The following is an 18,080-nucleotide window of genomic DNA, read 5'->3' as shown; positions in this document are numbered from 1 at the left end:
TATGTGTAAATGATATTCACTCTTAAGAGTGAATATCATAATAGTTTTTTATTTTTCGATGAGGGTGATGCCGTCAAGACAGAAAAAATTGGCAGTTCCCGGATCTGAAGAACTTGTAACAAAGTTTATTTTAACTGCATTTTTCAGAGATGACATATCAAACCATACCCAGTCTTTTATAGGCAAATCAGTATCCGTTTTATAGTCTGCCAATAGATATTCGAGTCTTCCTATCTCTTTATTTTCACTATTGTAACCAACTGCTATAGCTTTAAACCAACTTCCAGCTTTAAATTTTTTAGCATATCCGTCTCCTTCAGTCATACCTATATAAGCCCACGTACTGTTTGTGATCCAAGCACCTTTAATGCTGTATTTATCCGGATTATTGATAGTCATAAATGCAGAGTTTCCCCATTCTCCTTCCGAGCTATTAGCAGCCAGATATACTTTACCTATTTTGGCTTTTCCACAAATAGGAGCCGGGCTATTACCTGTTTCATTATCAGTTTTGTTGGTATAAGTAAATGAAGCAAAACTGTATCCGCTTCCCCAATCTGCATAGGAATGTTCAAATGTCGCCAGGCTTTGAGAATCTTTGAACGTGTCTTTTTGGAAATTTATGCCGTTAGGTTCGCTTGCGTTAGAGATGAATTCACTATTCTCTTCCGTTAGTTGATTTTCAAAGCTAATAGTTACTTCATTTTTTACTTCATCGTCATCATTGCTACATCCCCAAAATACAAATACTGATAACAGCATTAATAAAGATAATTTTTTCATCTTGTTGTTTTGATTTAATAATTTATTAATTGAGTTTATTTAATTGTCGAAATGTAAATCTTCCACCGTCATTATTTCCGTAGAGATTTCTCCCATTGGTCCGGCATCCTGATTGACTGCGGTATATATTTTCACAAAATCAATTTCGTCCAGCATCACTTTATTGCCATTGGCATCCACTGCCCAGTCTATTTTAAACTGAGACATTTTCGTACTGTTCGGATGATTATCTGCATATCCCCAGGCATAACAATAACCTACCCACATACCGTTTTCCTTCACAGCATTGTCTTTCAGGCGTGTTCCCCGGAAAGTAATTTCATTTTCTGCTATCCATGCCGGATAGTATGAAGCTTGCGTATGGAAACTGTTTCGGAGAATAAATCCGTCCTTCCCCTGATTATCCGTCCAACGTACATTTGTGTTCGCTGACTGAGGACGATGATAGGTAATTTCATATCCACGCGTTTCCGTATCTGTGCCATACTCACTTCCTGCCAGTTCATACCATTCGTCATCCGGCAGACCATTGCCATTCACATCTTTTGATACCAGTACAATACCCGGTTCGGCACTACCGCCCGGTTTGCCTGTGCTTGTGCCATACATGTTATACGAAGCATTGCCGTATACTTTAAAGTCATACTCACCTGACACATTGCGAATCGGTTGATTGAATCCCAATATGATGTTTCCTCCGAATCCACCCAACGAGAGTAGAAAGCGATTCTGTATTCGCTCGGTAGCATATTCCAATACTTGCTCGTAGGTGAATCCTTCTTTGTAAGCGGTAGTAGTGGTATTGGTATATTGTGACGGAGCGGGATGATATTCCAATACCTTATTGGCAAAAGCGGCAGCCCGGGGATCTTCAGTTGACCCACCCCCACTGCTTTGTGAACTCTTATCAGAGAAGGCTATTGTATTCGGGTTTTGTCCGATACTTTGAAGACTGTATTGTAGTTCTCCTTGCGGATTGAAACATAATACATCTCCACTCACCTGGTAGTTGTAGGCTTCCGTGATGTATACGTTTCCGCTATAAGGATTGATGCAAATACTGTAAGGAGTATGTATTTCCGTACCGTCTGTAATGAAGTTCTCACGCAGAGTGGTTTCTGTTTGCAGATTGAATACTTTTATCTGTGCCGTCTGTGTGCCGTAGTTGAAATTATATAAATACGCAAGCTGGTCATTAATGGCAAAGTTCATTACTTTCTCGTTGTAAACTTGTGCCACTTCATCGGTGGTCGTATTTATCTGTACGAAGTTATAGTCTCCTGTGCTAATATTTTCTCCACGGGTAGCTACATACACATGACCGTATTCGTCTGCTGCTATTTTACCGGGATTGGGGCCTACCTGTATTTTTTTGATTTCCTTAAAGGGGTCTGTGCTAACAACGGATACGGTATTATCCACGCCTGCTCCGTCCCAGTCAAGTCCTCCGGAGTTGGAAACATAGAGTTTATCTCCCTGTACACAGATGCCGTCCGGGTTTCGTCCTACCTTGACATAATCCTGAACGACGAGTGATGTCGTATCTATCCGTGCTACTGTTCCGTCGGACGAACATACATAGGCTTTGTCTTTGTGGAAAGTGATGTATCGCGGCTGTCGTGAACTACCGCTTTCCGTCAGCATTGGAATCTGCTTTAGCGAAAGCCCCGATTGTAAATCTATCACCTCTATCTGGCTCGAAACATTGACTACAATATAAAGTTTCTCTCCGTAAATGGCGAGGTCGTTGGCAGTATCACCCAGTCCGCGACGATTGAGGTTACGGAAATAATCCAGGTTCATTTGTCTGTCTTTGAACGAATAACGCATCAAAGTACTGTTGTTCAGATTGAAAAGTCCTTCGTTGAGTACATACATTTCGGATGTTCCGGTCTCTGTGACATTTCCGTTACCACCACCGGGTGTATCCTGATCGATCATGTCATCACAGGCATGCAGCAGCAGAGAGAAGAGCAGATATATAAGATATTTATAGTTCATCATGTGGATTGTTTAATAAGTAACTTTCAGCGTGGCACGTACCGAACGTCCCGGCATGGGGAAGTTTCGGATGATTTCATAATTCTTATCTAACAGGTTGAGTACTTCTACACTCAGTGACGTCTGGATGTTCCGGATTTTAAAATCACGGCTTGCCGACAGACTGTGATCACTATAACCATCCAGACGGTTTGCACTTCTGTTTTCTCCTTGTGTGTAGCGTTTCCCGGAAAAGAGGAAGGCATAGGAGAAATTGATCCAGGGAGTTTCTATACCTGCTTGTCCCGAACCCGATACGCGGGGCGTATAAGCAATCTGATGCTTGTAGGTTCTTTTTTGAGGTTCATTCACCGGGTCGGTAACGTCCAGTGCACGCTGGTACGTATAGTTTCCAGAGAGGTTAATACGTAGTTTTTCCATCGGCTGTAGCGTTATGTTTCCGGTAACGTCTACCCCTTTTATCTCCACCTTACCCAGATTGGTCATACTCCATACAAAGATATCTTTTGTGGGAGTGGCGATAATCTTATCCGACACCTTATTATAATAGGCATCTACTGTGGCAGAGAGATAGGGGAGGAATTCGGAAATGGCTCTGCTGTATGTGACTCCAATATTGTATTGCCGGGTATTTTCCGGGCGCAGATCTATATTTCCTATTTTCCCATAATATAAATCATTGAAGTTGGGCAGGCGGAAAATGTCCTTATAGAAAAAGCGAATTCGGAATTCCTCGCTGCTGAAAGGTTTGAATGAAGCACTTACATAGGGAGTTAGTTTACGGTGATTGCCTGCACTGGCTCCTTGCTGAGTTTTTTCATTAATCACTGTAGCGAGTGCCGAAGCTGAAAGCGTCAACCATTCATTTACGTATTTTCCGGCTACTACCGTCAGCCATGAGTAGCGTGTAGGATAGGCGAATTCGTGCAGGTTGGCATTGAGGGTATTGATACTTCCGTCTGTAGAGAGTGAAAACGAAAGATTGTCCAACGCCCGGAAGAGTGCCGATGCTGACAGATAGTATTCCTGTTGATAATAACTGTTATCCTGTTTGCCTTCTGAGTTATTGTAAGTAGGGTCCAGATAACGCTGGTAGCTCCAGTTCCATTTTGCTGAGGTCTGGAACACCCATTGGCGGTTAAATTCCTTTTTGTACTGACTTTGCACAAAAACGTTTTTATCCCATAAGTGCTGTGCCGCGTAGTCATAATACAGTGAAGTGGCATTGGGTAACCCGCGTGATGATTGATAGTAATATGCTTTCATCCGCCACTGTTCCGTCGCAGAGAAGTTTCCGAATAGTCCGGCTTCGGCACGTAAGTTTTCTACCTGCGTATTTTTTCTTTTCTCGCGGGAAGTCATATCATTTTTATCACCATAATAGAGTGTGAAAGGATATTGGCCATCTGCTGACATCCATTCGCTATTGGCAGAGAACGCCCATTTCTTACTTATTTTTTGCTCTATCATTAGAGAAGGATTGATCAGCCCCCACGAACCGGTTTTAAAAGAACCACTGATGTTTGTTTTTTTATTGTCATTGAATCGTGGAGTCAACGTCTGGATATTCAGTAACCCTGCGGATGCAAAGAAGCGTGCAGGTTGGAATATGTTGTCGCTTTGTCCATTGCTGAGCGATAACCGGTCTACATTGTCTAATGAGAAACGTCCGATATCAATTTGTCCCGTTTGACAATCCGTTAAAGTAATACCGTCATATCCTATGGCTGTATGCTGTGCTCCCAGGCTGCGTAGAGATATGGTTTTCAGTCCTCCGATACCACCATAATCTTTGATGGTTACTCCTGCGAAATGTTTCACAGCATCAGAGACCTGTAATGCATGCAGGTTTTTAAGTTCTTCTTTAGAAAAAACTTGTATGGGAGCTGTCGAACGTACTTCCCGTGTCTGGTAGCGGTCGGCAACAATCACTTCGGGGATCGAATAAATATGTGTGGTATCCACTTTTTGCTGCTGCGCAGAAAGCAGAGGAATATAGAAAAGGTAACAGGCAACTGTACCCCAGAGTTTATACTTAATGATCTGGCTCAATTTGTTCATCTCATTAGTTTTGCATTAAAATGTCCGGGCGAAATCCCTTCGGCCGGACATATAAATAAACTTGGCAGAGTTTATTAAAAAAAATATACTTTCTCTGAATCAGAGTGGTGAATGAAATGATGGATAGAACTTATCCGGCTCATTAGACTCAACGCTTTTTCCTCGAAAGCAATGAAAAAAGATTGCATGGCAGGTCTTCTGACTTGTTCCTGTTACGAACGCCTTCCCAGGATTTCCCCCAGTGGCTAAAGTGGTAGTTGTTCATAACATAATTCATTGGAACTTACAGCAGCGGGACTGTTCAGGATTTACACCTGATTCCCTTTTAATCGCATTCTTCCGAATAAGAAGAGGTTGCGAACCAATGCACGGCAAAGATAGGAAGAAAATTCAGAATAACAAAAATAATGTGGTAATATGCCAATGTGTCAATATGCCAATGTGCCAATTGGCTGCGCTGCCACGCCGCATGGTAATTGGCACATTGGCATATTAACACATTAGCACATTATTATTGCATTGGCAAATTATTATAGATAGCCTGTGCTGTAGCATCTTTCAGTAATACCTTTTTGTTGGCATCCAGTAGATAAAGGGTTGGAATGGCTTTCAGGTCGTAGAGATTTTTTGTTTTGATGGTGAATGATTTATCGTATCCATTAATCCATTCGGTAGGGAATTCACTAAGGTGTTTTCTCCATTCATCCAGTTCCTCGTCAGGATAAAGAGAGAGAATGGTTAATTTTTTCTTTTTTATCAATTCGCTTAGCATGGGAATACTTTTCAATGCTTCTATTGTTTCCGTACAGGCATGGCAACCGGGATTGTTGATGAATAGGAGGGTATAGTCGGATTTTATCTGATAGAGCGTACCTTGTGCGCCCGATGCTAATGTATACGTAAAGTCAAGTGCTTTTGTACCTACACGGTTTTTTTGTGCGAGTTCCAATCGAGCCTGTGGGCGAATCTTTTCAGTTTCACTCAGGATAGGAGAGGCTACCATTGCTTCCAATACCGGAATATAAAACTCTTCATTTCGCAACGGTGAGTTTGGATCGTAGAGATATTTGTCTGCCAATTCGGTGATGTGGTCAAACATCTTTCTTTCTACTTCCGTTTTCTGGATTGTTTCTTTCATGACCTCCTGTGCTGTTTTCAGGGGTACATGATTCAGAATGTCGCAATAATCAGCCCAGGCTTGTTCGGTGATGTCCGGATGATGAATATAGTTAGTATCTGCAAAGTTGACATTATCCCAATAATGGCGTATCAGAAAATCAGCCCTTAATTCCGGAGTATTCAGCATAGCGGGGATAGCGGGTAAGGTGAATGTTTTAATACTGTCTTGTGGGATATCAGTAGCCTGACTAGTTGCATTTCCACTTTTGCAGGAACAGAAGCAAAGCATAAGAGCAATCGGAAGATACTTTATATATTTCATATTTCCAGAATTTTTATTGTGTTACAAATTTACATGATTTGTCGGAAACTACCTAATATTTGCGTAGATATTCTCAGAAGGGGTATTAGCGCACTTATAATCTATACAAAGTATCATATTTAGTCCAAAAGAACGGATTTTAAGAACCAAATTAAAGAACCGATTAAAGAACAAGGTTATGGCACAATAAGTCTTTATTAATGAAAACCGAGCTAATGCTAAGGTTGTAAAACAGGTATTTGGAAGGACGAATTATCTGCTATCAAAAAAATCTTCTGAATGCGAAAGTACAAATTATTTTCCACTCCCTAATAATTGTCTGAAAATCGCTTTTGGGGGTAGAGATATCTTACTTGGAAAGACATACAGGACAGTTTCTTACGTCATTCCTTCCTTTTCAACGTTACCATCACTTCCTCCGCATACTTTTTACCCACGGGCAGGCTCTTGTCCATTTTCGTCAGTACCACTTCCGCCCGGGTGAACCTCGCGATACGACTTTTCGCTACCACGAACGAGCGGTGTATACGGATAAATTCTCCCGGCGGAAGCTGCTCCTCCATGCTGCGCAGGGGAATCTTGGAGAATACGGATGTACCGTCGGCAAGATGGACCTTGACATAATTGTCTATCGATTCTACGTACAGGATGCTGTCAACGGACAGTGTGACGTTCCTGTATTCCGACTTCAGTACGATTTGCCTGGCTGCAGATTCCGACACGCGGAGCAGGTCGTGCATCTTCAACCACTGCTCCGCCTTTTGCATGGCGCGGTCGAAACGCTCGTAAAAATAGGGCTTGTGCAGGAAATCCACGGCGTTCACCTCGAAGCCTTCCAATGCGTAGTGGGCGTAGGCGGTGGTGAATACCAGGCAGCAGGACGGGGGAAGCTCACGCGCCAGCTCGATGCCCGACGTGCCATTCATCTCGATGTCGAGCAGCACGATATCTGGCAGCCACTCGCGGATACGCTGCATCCCGATACGCGGTGCACTGTACGTCTCCAGCATTATGCCGCCCCTCCGTTCACAGTATCGGCTGATGATACTCAGTGCAATGGGTTCGTCATCTATGGCTATTACTTTCATCATACTTTCTCTGATTTAATTTCGAGCCGCACACGGAATGTTCCTTCACGGCCATGTCCGATATTCAGCCGGTGACGGTCGGGATAAAGCAGTGCCAGCCTGCGGCGGCAGTTCTCGATGCCCATTCGCTTGGAGCTGCCCGCTGTGCGTGGGAAGACTGAGTTTTCCACCTCGAAGCGGAGCGTGTCGCTACGTTGTTCCAAACGGATACGGATGAAGCACGGTTCGTTGGAGGAGATGCCGTACTTGAAGGCGTTCTCCACAAATGTAATGAGCATCATGGGCGGCACGGACATGGTTTCGTCCTCCACTTGATGTGTGAAGCTGACATCAGCGAACCCGTTCAGGCGCAGCTTCTGCAAGTCGATGTACTGGCCGATATACTCCACCTCCTCCGCAAGGGGGATGAACTCGTGGTTGGCATTGTTGTACATGTACTTCGTCAGGTTGATGAAGCGTTCGAGCGTTGCCTCGGTCTTGTCGGAATGGGTGATGAGCAGGCCGTAAAGCGTGTTGAGCGTGTTGAAGAGGAAGTGCGGGTTGATCTGCGCCTTGTATAATGCCAGTTCCGCTTTGTTTCTCTCGTACTCCACCTCCTCGCGAGCCAGCCGTTGGCGGTACGCCTCGTTCAGCATCCCCACGGCGAAGCAAAATACCACCACAAGAATGTAATGCAGCCACACCGCCTGCTGGTTCTGCCTCATGCCCCAGCCGGGAAAAGGGTTCTGCGCCAGCTGTTGCTGGCGCAGGTGGTAGAACGGCGAGGATATTTCGTAGGCCGAAAACAGGAACGTGACTAAAAGCGATACCGCTATCGCTGCCAGCGCATACACCCTGTGACGGTGGCTATGGAACAGACCGGGGACGATGAAATACTTGTAGGCGAAGTACGTGACATACAGCCAGCACGCGAAGGTGGTGAAGTAAACGGGATATGTGCCCCACCATCTCTCCACCGGGAACGCATATAGCATCAGCGGCAGGAAGACGAGGCAGAAGGCGAGGTCGGTATAGAGGGATACATTCTTCATCGGCTGGTCTCCTTATCTGTGCTGTTCGAACAGCCAGTCCTGTACACTTCTGATACCGTAGGCCACGAACCATGTGGCACGGTGGTTGCCGCCCGTCAGGTGCGTGAACAACAGGTGGCCGCCATCGGCACGCATCTTGTCCGCCTCCTCGGAGAGTTGTTCAGAGGGCAGGGTCATGTCCCATGTCGCTTCGGTCACTGTATGCCCGTTTTTGCGCCACAGTTCCACGGCCTCGCCTTGCAGCGTGTTCGACGAGGTGTCGCCCTCACAGGAGATAATCCAGATGTTCTGATTGGCAAGCGGTCCCATCAGTGTGGGATTCCACTTGCCTGCCACGAGCAACGCACCAGCGAAAAGCTCCGGTTCTTTCAGCATCATCACGATGGACGACATGCAGCCCATTGACTGACCTGTGGTGTAGATACGCTTCGGATCAATGGAGTAGCGTGTCTGAAGGTCTTTCAGTAGGGCGATGGTCGCGTCGAGATGGTGGCTGTAGTTCCAGTTGTCGTCCACTGTGATGAAGGGGTATTCGGGTGCCACGACGATACACTTGTGGCGTGCCTGTACCTCCGGTTCCGCCCATGAGGTGGCCCCGTTACCCTGATAGAGTGTCTGTGTGACAGGACCACTTGCCACGCCCGCATCGTGGATGAACAGCACCAGTGGATATTGTTCTTCGGGAGTATAGTCCTCCGGCAGGTATATATTATAAGGTAACACCTGTCCCGTGTAGGGGCTGACGAACTCCTCCTGTTTGAAGTCCTCCGCCACAAGGCATCTTTCCTGCGTACTTGCTATCGGTGTGTCGGTGGCCTTATAGGTCTTTCCCGTTGCCGTCCGGATGTCTGCCGTCTGTACCGCCACGGCATAGCCTGGGTATTCATCGTTGCCGCCCGTACTCCAGCCAGCCCGCAGACCAGGGCCGCCCTGCATACGGTCACGCTCCTTTTTCTTCTCCATGTCGGCAGGTGTGGGTTGCTTAGGCTGTGCGTCCAGATCCACTTCCGCTTTCACTTCGATGATGACATACTTCCCGTCTTTACCCTTGTCGGTGCGTTCAGGGGTTGTGTTGGCATAGATACGCGTCACCTGCTTACCCTCTACCCGGAAGCACCCGGGGATAAGGCTTCTGTTGCTGATGGGCGTATCGTATTCCAGTACGACGGTTTCCACCTTACGTCCGTCACCCAGCACCTTGCTGATGGCGGTGGACGACTGTATATGCTCCGGCAGGAGCGTGGAGTTGTTTTGGGCTTGTACCAAGCCAAGGAATCCTGCCAGAACCATTGTAATGATTGTACTTTTCTTCATAATTTCTTCTGTTTCTTATACATCCGGTAAATTGATAGCTGCAAAGATACGGTTTTTTCCTGCGAAAGAGGAATCCAGGCGACGGTGTTTACCCCCGAAAAAGCATTGTTTGCCACCAAAAAATGCATTCCTACCGAAAAGCAGGTTTTCTGCACGGTAGGGGAACATGCCCCGTATGGGTATGAAGCGGGAACTTTGTGCATCCACAGTTTCCGGTTTCAAATATCAATATTGCTCCTGTTCTGCATGATGGCGCAAGATTTTCGCCACCACATTCCGTTCTTTCACCCCCACATCCCCGCATGTATACGTCACGGTTTGCCGTATCCCTCTATTTTTGTACCCGACTGTTTAGAAACAATAACAATATGAAACGGATACAAATGAAAAAGGAAATGTTCGCAGCCCTACTCATGGGGCTGACATTGTGCGCCTGCCGGCAGACGCCGCCGACGCAGGAAACGGCTGCCTACCGCACGCTGACCGTGAAACCCGAAGACCGTACGCTGAAGTCGGAATACACCGCCCGGCTGCAAGGTCAGCAGGTGGTGGAGGTGCGTCCGCAGGTGAGCGGGCTTATCACGCGCATCTGCATCGGTGAGGGACAGAAGGTATGCCGGGGACAGGTGCTGTTTGTCATCGACCAGGTGCCTTACAAGGCGGCTCTGGCGGAAGCCGAGGCCAACGTGAAAAGTGCCGAGGCACAGCTTGCCACGGCGAAGCTGGACATGCAAAGCAAGGAGAAGCTGTTTGAAAGTCGCGTCGTGTCGGACTACGACCTCAGTACCGCCCGCAACACGCTGGCCGCAGCCGAGGCGGCACTGGCGCAAGCCCATGCCCAGGAAGTGAACGCCCGCAACAATCTCTCCTATACCGAAGTGAAAAGTCCTGTGGACGGTGTGGCGGGCATGATCGCCTACCGTGTGGGGGCACTGGTGGGCAGCAGCATCAGCGATCCGCTCGTCACCGTGTCGGACGACAGCCTGATGCACGCCTACTTCTCGCTGACCGAAAGCCGCGTCAGCGAACTTATGGAACAGTACGGTTCGCTCGACGGGTTCATCCGCCAGATGCCGGAGGTAGAACTTCGCACGGCAGGCGGCAAATTGTATGCGGAGAAAGGGCACATATCAGCAGTGAGCGGCATCGTCACAGCATCGACAGGGACAGTGACGCTTCGCGCCGACTTTCACAACCCGAAGAAGCTGTTGCGTGACGGGGGGAATGCTACCGTTATCCTGCCAACCAACCGGGAAAGATGTATCGTCATCCCTCAGGGAGCCACCTACGAGTTACAGGACAAGGTATTTGTATATAAGGTGGTGGGCGGTAAGGCTCAGTCTGCTCCCGTTACCCTGTTCCGGTTGAACAACGGCACGGAATACGTGGTGGAATCAGGTTTGCAGGAGGGCGATGTGATCATTGCCGAGGGAGCCGGACTGGTGAAGGAAGGTGCGACAGTCAATCCCCAAACTAAAGGAAAGGAGTGAACCATGACCGTAAAGACATTCATAGACCGCCCCATCCTGTCGGGCGTGATTTCCGTAACGATCCTCATTGTCGGGCTGATAGGACTCAGCCAGCTGCCCATAGAACAGTTCCCCGACATCGCACCACCCACCGTGCGTGTCTCTGCTACTTACACCGGAGCCAATGCCGAGACGGTAATGAAGAGCGTGATAACACCGTTGGAGGAGCAGTTGAACGGCGTGGAGAACATGATGTACATGACCTCCACCGCCACCAATACCGGATCGGCTTCCATCAGCGTCTATTTCAAGCAGGGTACGGACCCCGACATGTCGGTGGTAAACGTGCAGAACCGTGTGGCCTCGGCACAGGGACTGCTCCCGGCGGAGGTTACGAAGTCGGGCATCACGGTGCGCAAACGGCAGAGTAACGCCCTGAAAGCCATCTCGCTCTATTCACCGGACGATTCGTATGACTCCAACTTCCTGACGAACTACCTGAAGATAAACATCGAGCCGCAGCTCTCGCGCATAGCCGGGGTGGGCGACGTGAACATCTGGGGCGCAAGCTACTCCATGCGTGTCTGGCTCGCCCCGCTGAAAATGGCGCAATACGGCCTGATGCCCTCGGACATAGAGACGGTGCTCAACGAGCAGAACGTGGAATCACCCACGGGCACGCTCGGCGCGGAATCGGCCAACACCTTCCAGTACGTACTGAAATACCGGGGACGTTACGAGGACGAGGAGGACTACGGCAACATGGTCATCAAGTCACTGCCCGACGGGAGCGTGCTGCGCCTGAAGGATGTGGCCCGCATCGAGCTGGGGGCGGAGAACTACGCCATGCTCAGCCAGACAAGCGGTCATCCGGGTGCCAACTGCATGACGGCACAGACTTCCGGCTCGAACGCCAACGAAATTATCAAGGAGATGGACCGTGTGCAGGCCGATATCTCCGCTTCCCTCCCCAAAGGGATGGTACTGACGGACATCACGAGCACGAAAGACTTCCTCGACGCCTCTATAGCCAACGTGGTGGAGACGCTTTTTGTGGCCATTGTGCTGGTCGTACTGGTGGTCTACCTCTTCCTGCACGACCTGCGTGCCACGCTCATCCCCTCGCTGGCCATCATCGTATCGCTGGTGGGTACATTTGCCTTCATCTATGCTGTAGGGTTCAGTCTTAACTTATTGACGCTCTTCGCACTGGTATTAGTCATCGGTACGGTGGTGGACGACAGCATCGTGGTGGTGGAGGCGGTGCAGGCACGTTTCGACGAAGGGGCCACTTCTGCCTACCATGCTACTGTGGAGGCTATGGGCGGGCTGACGTCGGCCCTGCTGACTACCACCGTGGTTTTCATGGCGGTGTTCATCCCTGTCAGTTTCATGGGCGGCACCACGGGCACGTTCTATACGCAGTTCGGGTTAACGATGGCGGTGGCCGTCGCCATCTCGCTGCTCAACGCCCTGACACTCAGTCCCGCCCTCTGCGCCCTGATTCTACGTCCGCGTGCAGGGCAGGCCGGAGGCGATAAACCGGGTTTCTCCGACCGCTTCCACTACGCCTTCAACCGTTCTTTCCGCCATGTGCAGCAGAAATACCTGAAAGGCGTGTCGTTCCTGTTCCGTCACAGGGCCGTTACCCTGGGCAGTATCGTGGTGGCGTGTGCCGTCTTGGTGCTGTTGATGAACACCACCAAGACGGGGCTTGTGCCGCAGGAGGACATGGGAACCATCAACGTGAACGTGCAGGCCGCGCCCGGCAGCAACCTCGACGAGACGGGGCGCATCATGGACGAGATAGAGGCAGCCATCAGGGACATCCCCCAAATCAGAATTTACTCGCGTATCACAGGCAAGGATGCCGTACACAACCAGTCGGCCTCCGCAGGTTCATTCACCATCCGTCTGAAGAACTGGAGCGAACGGACGAAGAAGGGCGACGACGTGAACTCCGTCATGGAAGAGATTTACCGCCGCACGAACGGTATCAAGGCTGCCTCCATCCGTGTCTCCACACAGCCCATGATTTCGGGCTATGGCACGAGCAACGGCTTCGAACTGTACGTGCAGGACAAGAAGGGCGGCAGCGTCGACGACCTGCTGAAATACACCAACGCCTTCATCGACGCGATAAACGGGCGTCCTGAAATATCACGTGCCTACACCACGTTCGACACCAAGTATCCGCAATACATGGTGGAGGTAGATGCGGCCCTATGCAAGCGCAACGGGGTGTCGCCCTCCGATGTACTCTCCACGCTTGCCGGGTATGTAGGCGGCAGTTACTCCTCGAACCTGAACCGCTTCACCAAACTCTACCGCGTCATGGTACAGGCATCACCCGAATACCGCCTCGACACGGAGGCTTTGGACAACATTTTCGTGCGCGGTGAAGACGGCAGGATGTCGCCCGTGTCACAGTATCTCACGCTTACGCGGGTATATGGTTCCGAGAGTCTGTCGCACTTCAACCTCTTCTCCGCCATCAGTGTTTCCGGTGTGCCAGCCAGCGGGTATAGTTCGGGACAGGCCATACAGGCCATCCGCGAGGTGGCGAAAACCGCCCTGCCCGAAGGCTACGGCTACGAATTCGGCGGCATGTCACGCGAGGAGGCGTCCACGGGCAATTCCACCACGATGCTAGTATTCGTCGTCTGCATCGTTTTCATCTACCTTATCCTCTGCGCCCTCTACGAGAGCCTGATGATACCGTTCGCCGTCATCCTCTCCGTCCCGTTCGGACTGGCGGGCAGTTTCCTCTTTGTCAAGCTGTGGGGACTGGAGAATAACATTTATATGCAGACGGGACTCATCATGCTCATCGGCCTGCTGGCAAAGACGGCTATCCTGCTCACGGAGTACGCCTCCGACCGCCGCCGTCAGGGCATGAGTATCACCATCGCCGCCATGTCGGCTGCCAAAGCCCGCCTGCGTCCCATCCTCATGACCTCCATGACGATGATATTCGGGATGCTCCCGCTAATGTTCGCACACGGTGTGGGAGCGAACGGCAACATCTCTGTGGGTGTGGGGACTGTGGGCGGTATGCTTTTCGGAACGGCGGGACTGCTGTTCGTGGTGCCTTCGCTGTTCATTGTCTGCCAGTACTTGCAGGAGCGCTTCCTGCCCGGACAAATCCATAAACAAAGCTGATGGTTATGAAAAGAATAGGAATACTTCTCGCCGCTTCCTGCCTGATGAGCGGGTGCGGCATATACAACAGATACTCACGCCCTGATATGGACGTGAACACCGACAACCTCTACCGCGCGACTGCGACTGACACGGGCACCGTTGCCTCGATACCGTGGCGCGGACTCTTCACCGATCCCAATTTACAAACGCTCATAGCCACGGGACTGGAACGTAATACCGACCTTGGCATCGCCCGCCTGCAGGTGGAGGAGGCGCAGGCTGCGCTGACGAACGCCCGTCTTTCCTACCTGCCCTCCCTGAACCTGACGCCACAGGCAGGTAGCAGCCGTTACAACGGGGAGACGCAGAAGACTTACAACCTTGGTGTCACAGCCACATGGGAGGTGGACATCTTCGGCAAGGTGACGAATGCCAAACGCGGTGCGTCGGCTGTGTTCGAACAGAGCCGTGCTTATGAACAGGCGGTGCGGACACAACTGGTAGCGACCATAGCCGAAAGCTACTACGCGCTGCTGATGCTCGACGAACAGCTTGCCATTTCCGGACAAACGCTGGTGAACTGGGACGAAACCGTCGCCTCTCTGGAAGCCCTCGTGGAAGCAGGCCGGGAAAATGATGTGGCAGTGCGTCAGGCACGTGCCAGTCGCACCGCGCTCGAAGCCTCTCTGCTGACCATCCGCAAGAGTATCAGTGAGACGGAGAACAGCCTGTGCACCCTGTTGAAGGAACCGTCGCACACCGTCAGCCGTGGTACGCTCGACGGGCAGCATTTTCCAGACAGCCTTTCCACGGGCGTACCGCTATTGCTTCTTGCCAACCGCCCTGATGTGAGACAGGCGGAAGCCGCGTTGGCGGAAGCCTTCTATGCCACGAACTCCGCCCATTCGGCATTCTATCCGAGCCTGACGCTCTCCGGTACGCTCGGCTGGACAAACAGCGGGGGCGGCAGCCTTCTCAATCCTGGCAAATGGCTTTCCAATGCCGTTGCGCAACTTACCGCACCGCTGTTCAACAGGGGCACGAACATCGCCAACCTGAAGATAGCCAAGGCACGTCAGCAGGAGGCGGTGCTGGCTTTTGAGCAGTCCCTGCTCGATGCGGGCAATGAGGTGAACAATGCCCTTACCGAATGGCAGACAGCCGACGGGCGGATTCGTCTTGATGAGCAACAGATCTGCGACCTTGAAGCCGCCACAGAAAAGACCCGGCTCCTCGTACGCTACACTTCTGCTAACTATCTCGAAGTGCTTACCGCACAGCAGTTGCTGCTTAGTGCCCGACTGACACTTGCACAGGACAGGATAGCCAAGATTCAAGGTGTCATACACCTGTATCATGCACTTGGGGGAGGGAAAGTTTGACGAATTTATTGAGGCAATAAAAAAGACACGAAGAGCCGTATTCTTGCTCCACATAGAGTTCGACGCGGCTCTTTTTCACGCAAGGTGATAGATACTTAGGCAATCATAACTTCAGCCTCGCTTTCACTTGGTTTTCTTCTTTCGACGAAGTATCCCAACCACCTTCCGATTGGCTTTCGCATTGGCATGTAGGACGAGTCGTTGCCACACAATAATCCCAACGAGCTATTGAAAAACTCACCGTGTGCAGTATCGGACAGTATGTACTCTTTCCAATCATTTAAATGTATCATTTAAAATAGCTATATTTGCGACTAGTTTATTAGGACGGATATGAACTAACTTTAAGAATAACGCTCATAAGTCTTTGGTAGTCAGATGTACATGCGAATTTACATGATTATTCTTTCGGGGCAATAAAAAAGCCCGGGAAAGTCCTTTACTTTATTATATGATAACTAAATATTCCTTTTTAGTTAATTCGAGGGCTTTTTATCAACTATCCTATTTTTGTGTACTAAAAGTACGTATTTAACGCAGTGTTAAAATAGTATTTATTATACCCTTAATTACCTAATTAACATAGTATTAATTACCTATTCTTTAATGGCAAAGAATCCATACCGATGGAGAAACGAAATAAAATTATCAAAAATGTTTTGTTGTTTCATTTATCCGTTTTACCTTTGTCCCCGTCTAAAAAAGAACGTTCAGTAAAATAATATCTCTGTTCGTTTGTTGTCTGAAACAGTTTTTTAATTCTTTCGGCTTGAATGAGTAAGATGTCTCGTCCAAGCCGCGTAGCGTACCTGAAGGTTACTAAATCACCCCAATTTTAAAATCATAAATGTCTGAACAACAGGAATATTGGTTTGCTGCCCGAACCCGTAAGGATCAGGAGTTTGCGATCCGTAATTCTTTGGAGAAACTGAATGTCGAGTGCTTTATGCCCACTCAGTTTGTGATTCGCCAGTTGAAGTATCGCAAACGTCGTGTGGAAGTACCTGTTATCAGGAATCTGATATTTGTTCGTGCTACCAAAGATCGTGCTTGGTCTATAACGAAAGATTATAATGTTCAGTTATTCTATATGAAGGACCTCCGGACAAATAGCCTGCTCATTATTCCCGATAAGCAAATGCGTGATTTCATGTTCGTTATGGATCTCTCTCCCGAAAGTGTAATATTGAATGACGAATCTTTTGCAGTTGGAGTTAAGGTTCAGGTTGTCAAAGGAGACCTTTGCGGTGTTGAGGGCGAACTTGTCAGTATTGCCAATCGCACACATGTGATGATCCGGATTAATGGCATTCTCACTGCCAGTATTAAAGTCCCCAAAAGTTATCTGCACATCCTTTCATAAATAATAGTAATTGCTTACTACTGATTTCTAACTACGAAGTAAATGGATAAATTAATGAACCAAGTTCGGGAGTTGCAAAGCATCTCTCACGAATTATTGTATCTGGGTGTTGATGGTACCCCCATCTATACAGATCGTTTTTGCCAACTTAACACAGAAGTTTTTCGCTTGTCCGAATCTCTTTTTGACAGAAAAGGAGAGACGGACGAAGAAGAGGCTTCGCTTTGCCTTGCGTTGTTGATGGGGTATAGGGCCACAGCGTACTCGGATAGTAATAAAGAAGCAAAAATACAGGGAATATTAGATCGTGCTTTTATTGTCCTGGATCACTTGGAAGATTCAGTATTGAAATGCCGTTTGTTGCTCTCTTGTTATGATGAAGTGTTTGATGAAGAATTGATAGAAGAGGTTCGGCGTATTGTTGATGGTTGGGGAGGTGGACGGCAGCTATCTTCGGAGGAAGAAACGGTAGTGGAAGCTTTGAAAGAATTAGAAGATAGTAAGTTGTAATATTTCGTATTCATTTAGTATTTCAATAGACTATTTTGTTATAGGATAATGGTGGAAAATATATACAATGTTGATTTGTTGTAACGATTTGATTACTAAATAGTTATGTTTTGCTAATTTTTCTCTACGAGGAATAGAGAGAAACTCTACGGAGATCGTGTCGATTCTCGTAGAGAAATGAGGCGTTTATCGTAGAGAAAAGAATAAGAGTTTCCTAAATTTGACAATATATATATTGAGAAGTTAATAGAATTACTTTTTTTATGTAAATTTTATTTTCTTATAATCTTAATTTTCAATAGATGGTTTTATGAAAGGAATTGTATTAGCCGGCGGTTCAGGCACCCGTCTGTATCCTATCACCAAAGGGGTAAGTAAGCAGTTGTTGCCTATTTTCGACAAACCCATGATTTACTATCCGATATCCGTATTAATGCTTGCCGGTATCCGCGAAATATTAATCATCTCCACGCCTTATGATCTGCCGGGCTTC

Annotated in this window: 15 protein-coding genes and 1 riboswitch; of the genes, 6 read left to right on the top strand and 9 right to left on the bottom strand. The window is 48.5% G+C overall.

Annotated features, from left to right (window positions below; genetic code table 11):
• Window positions 1-48: 48 nt before the first annotated feature.
• The 8 genes from QX565_RS17220 to QX565_RS17185 form a co-directional block, all read right to left on the bottom strand.
• Complete coding sequence (locus tag QX565_RS17220) at window positions 49-783, bottom strand: DUF4465 domain-containing protein (RefSeq protein WP_221649469.1); 735 nt, start codon at window positions 781-783, stop codon at window positions 49-51.
• Between the two features lie 39 nt (window positions 784-822).
• Window positions 823-2,784 carry a YncE family protein gene (locus tag QX565_RS17215; RefSeq protein ID WP_289293688.1) on the bottom strand — a complete coding sequence of 654 codons (1,962 nt, stop codon included), beginning with the start codon at window positions 2,782-2,784 and terminating at the stop codon, window positions 823-825.
• Between the two features lie 12 nt (window positions 2,785-2,796).
• A complete protein-coding gene (locus QX565_RS17210) occupies window positions 2,797-4,845 on the bottom strand; it encodes a TonB-dependent receptor plug domain-containing protein (RefSeq protein ID WP_221649468.1) in 2,049 nt (682 codons plus the stop codon).
• A 171-nt stretch (window positions 4,846-5,016) separates the two neighbouring features.
• A riboswitch (cobalamin riboswitch) is annotated at window positions 5,017-5,227 on the bottom strand.
• Between the two features lie 129 nt (window positions 5,228-5,356).
• Window positions 5,357-6,286, bottom strand: coding sequence for a DUF5106 domain-containing protein (locus QX565_RS17205; protein ID WP_289293675.1), 930 nt, complete (start codon window positions 6,284-6,286; stop codon window positions 5,357-5,359).
• Window positions 6,287-6,669: 383 nt separating this feature from the next.
• Window positions 6,670-7,377 (bottom strand): LytR/AlgR family response regulator transcription factor, encoded by a 708-nt coding sequence (locus tag QX565_RS17200; protein ID WP_289293673.1) that lies wholly within the window; start codon window positions 7,375-7,377, stop codon window positions 6,670-6,672.
• The gene (locus QX565_RS17195; protein WP_289293672.1) at window positions 7,374-8,405 is read right to left on the bottom strand and encodes a sensor histidine kinase; all 1,032 of its coding nucleotides are present in this window, start codon (window positions 8,403-8,405) and stop codon (window positions 7,374-7,376) included. Before QX565_RS17195 ends, QX565_RS17200 begins: the two co-directional genes overlap by 4 nt.
• Before the next feature lie 12 nt (window positions 8,406-8,417).
• Entirely contained in the window at window positions 8,418-9,719 is a 1,302-nt protein-coding gene (locus QX565_RS17190; RefSeq protein ID WP_289293671.1) for an alpha/beta hydrolase-fold protein, read from the bottom strand.
• Between the two features lie 15 nt (window positions 9,720-9,734).
• Window positions 9,735-9,941, bottom strand: coding sequence for a hypothetical protein (locus QX565_RS17185; protein WP_289293670.1), 207 nt, complete (start codon window positions 9,939-9,941; stop codon window positions 9,735-9,737).
• A 146-nt stretch (window positions 9,942-10,087) separates the two neighbouring features.
• On the opposite strand from QX565_RS17185, the gene QX565_RS17180 reads away from it, so the two are divergent.
• From QX565_RS17180 to QX565_RS17170, 3 genes are read left to right on the top strand one after another with little or no spacing between them, the layout of a single operon-like run.
• A complete protein-coding gene (locus QX565_RS17180) occupies window positions 10,088-11,209 on the top strand; it encodes an efflux RND transporter periplasmic adaptor subunit (RefSeq protein ID WP_414429689.1) in 1,122 nt (373 codons plus the stop codon).
• Between the two features lie 3 nt (window positions 11,210-11,212).
• Window positions 11,213-14,350: an efflux RND transporter permease subunit gene (locus tag QX565_RS17175; RefSeq protein ID WP_289293669.1), complete on the top strand. Its 3,138-nt coding sequence runs from the start codon at window positions 11,213-11,215 to the stop codon at window positions 14,348-14,350.
• Between the two features lie 5 nt (window positions 14,351-14,355).
• Complete coding sequence (locus tag QX565_RS17170; RefSeq protein ID WP_289293667.1) at window positions 14,356-15,714, top strand: efflux transporter outer membrane subunit; 1,359 nt, start codon at window positions 14,356-14,358, stop codon at window positions 15,712-15,714.
• A 103-nt stretch (window positions 15,715-15,817) separates the two neighbouring features.
• On the opposite strand, the gene QX565_RS17165 is transcribed toward QX565_RS17170, so the two are convergent.
• Complete coding sequence (locus tag QX565_RS17165) at window positions 15,818-15,994, bottom strand: hypothetical protein (protein ID WP_289293665.1); 177 nt, start codon at window positions 15,992-15,994, stop codon at window positions 15,818-15,820.
• A gap of 567 nt (window positions 15,995-16,561) precedes the next feature.
• Here QX565_RS17165 and QX565_RS17160 point away from each other — a divergent pair.
• From QX565_RS17160 to QX565_RS17150, 3 genes are all read left to right on the top strand, one after another.
• Window positions 16,562-17,077 (top strand): UpxY family transcription antiterminator, encoded by a 516-nt coding sequence (locus tag QX565_RS17160; RefSeq protein WP_007486614.1) that lies wholly within the window; start codon window positions 16,562-16,564, stop codon window positions 17,075-17,077.
• Window positions 17,078-17,131: 54 nt separating this feature from the next.
• Entirely contained in the window at window positions 17,132-17,587 is a 456-nt protein-coding gene (locus QX565_RS17155) for a UpxZ family transcription anti-terminator antagonist (protein WP_289293686.1), read from the top strand.
• A 310-nt stretch (window positions 17,588-17,897) separates the two neighbouring features.
• Window positions 17,898-18,080: sugar phosphate nucleotidyltransferase (locus tag QX565_RS17150; RefSeq protein WP_289290726.1), on the top strand; the 183-nt coding region annotated here is incomplete at its 3' end.

The organism is Bacteroides sp. 41_26 (assembly GCF_949740115.1).
Classification (GTDB): domain Bacteria; phylum Bacteroidota; class Bacteroidia; order Bacteroidales; family Bacteroidaceae; genus Bacteroides; species Bacteroides nordii.
Note: the sequence above shows the minus strand (reverse complement) of the source record. Positions and strands in the feature narration are given on the sequence as shown.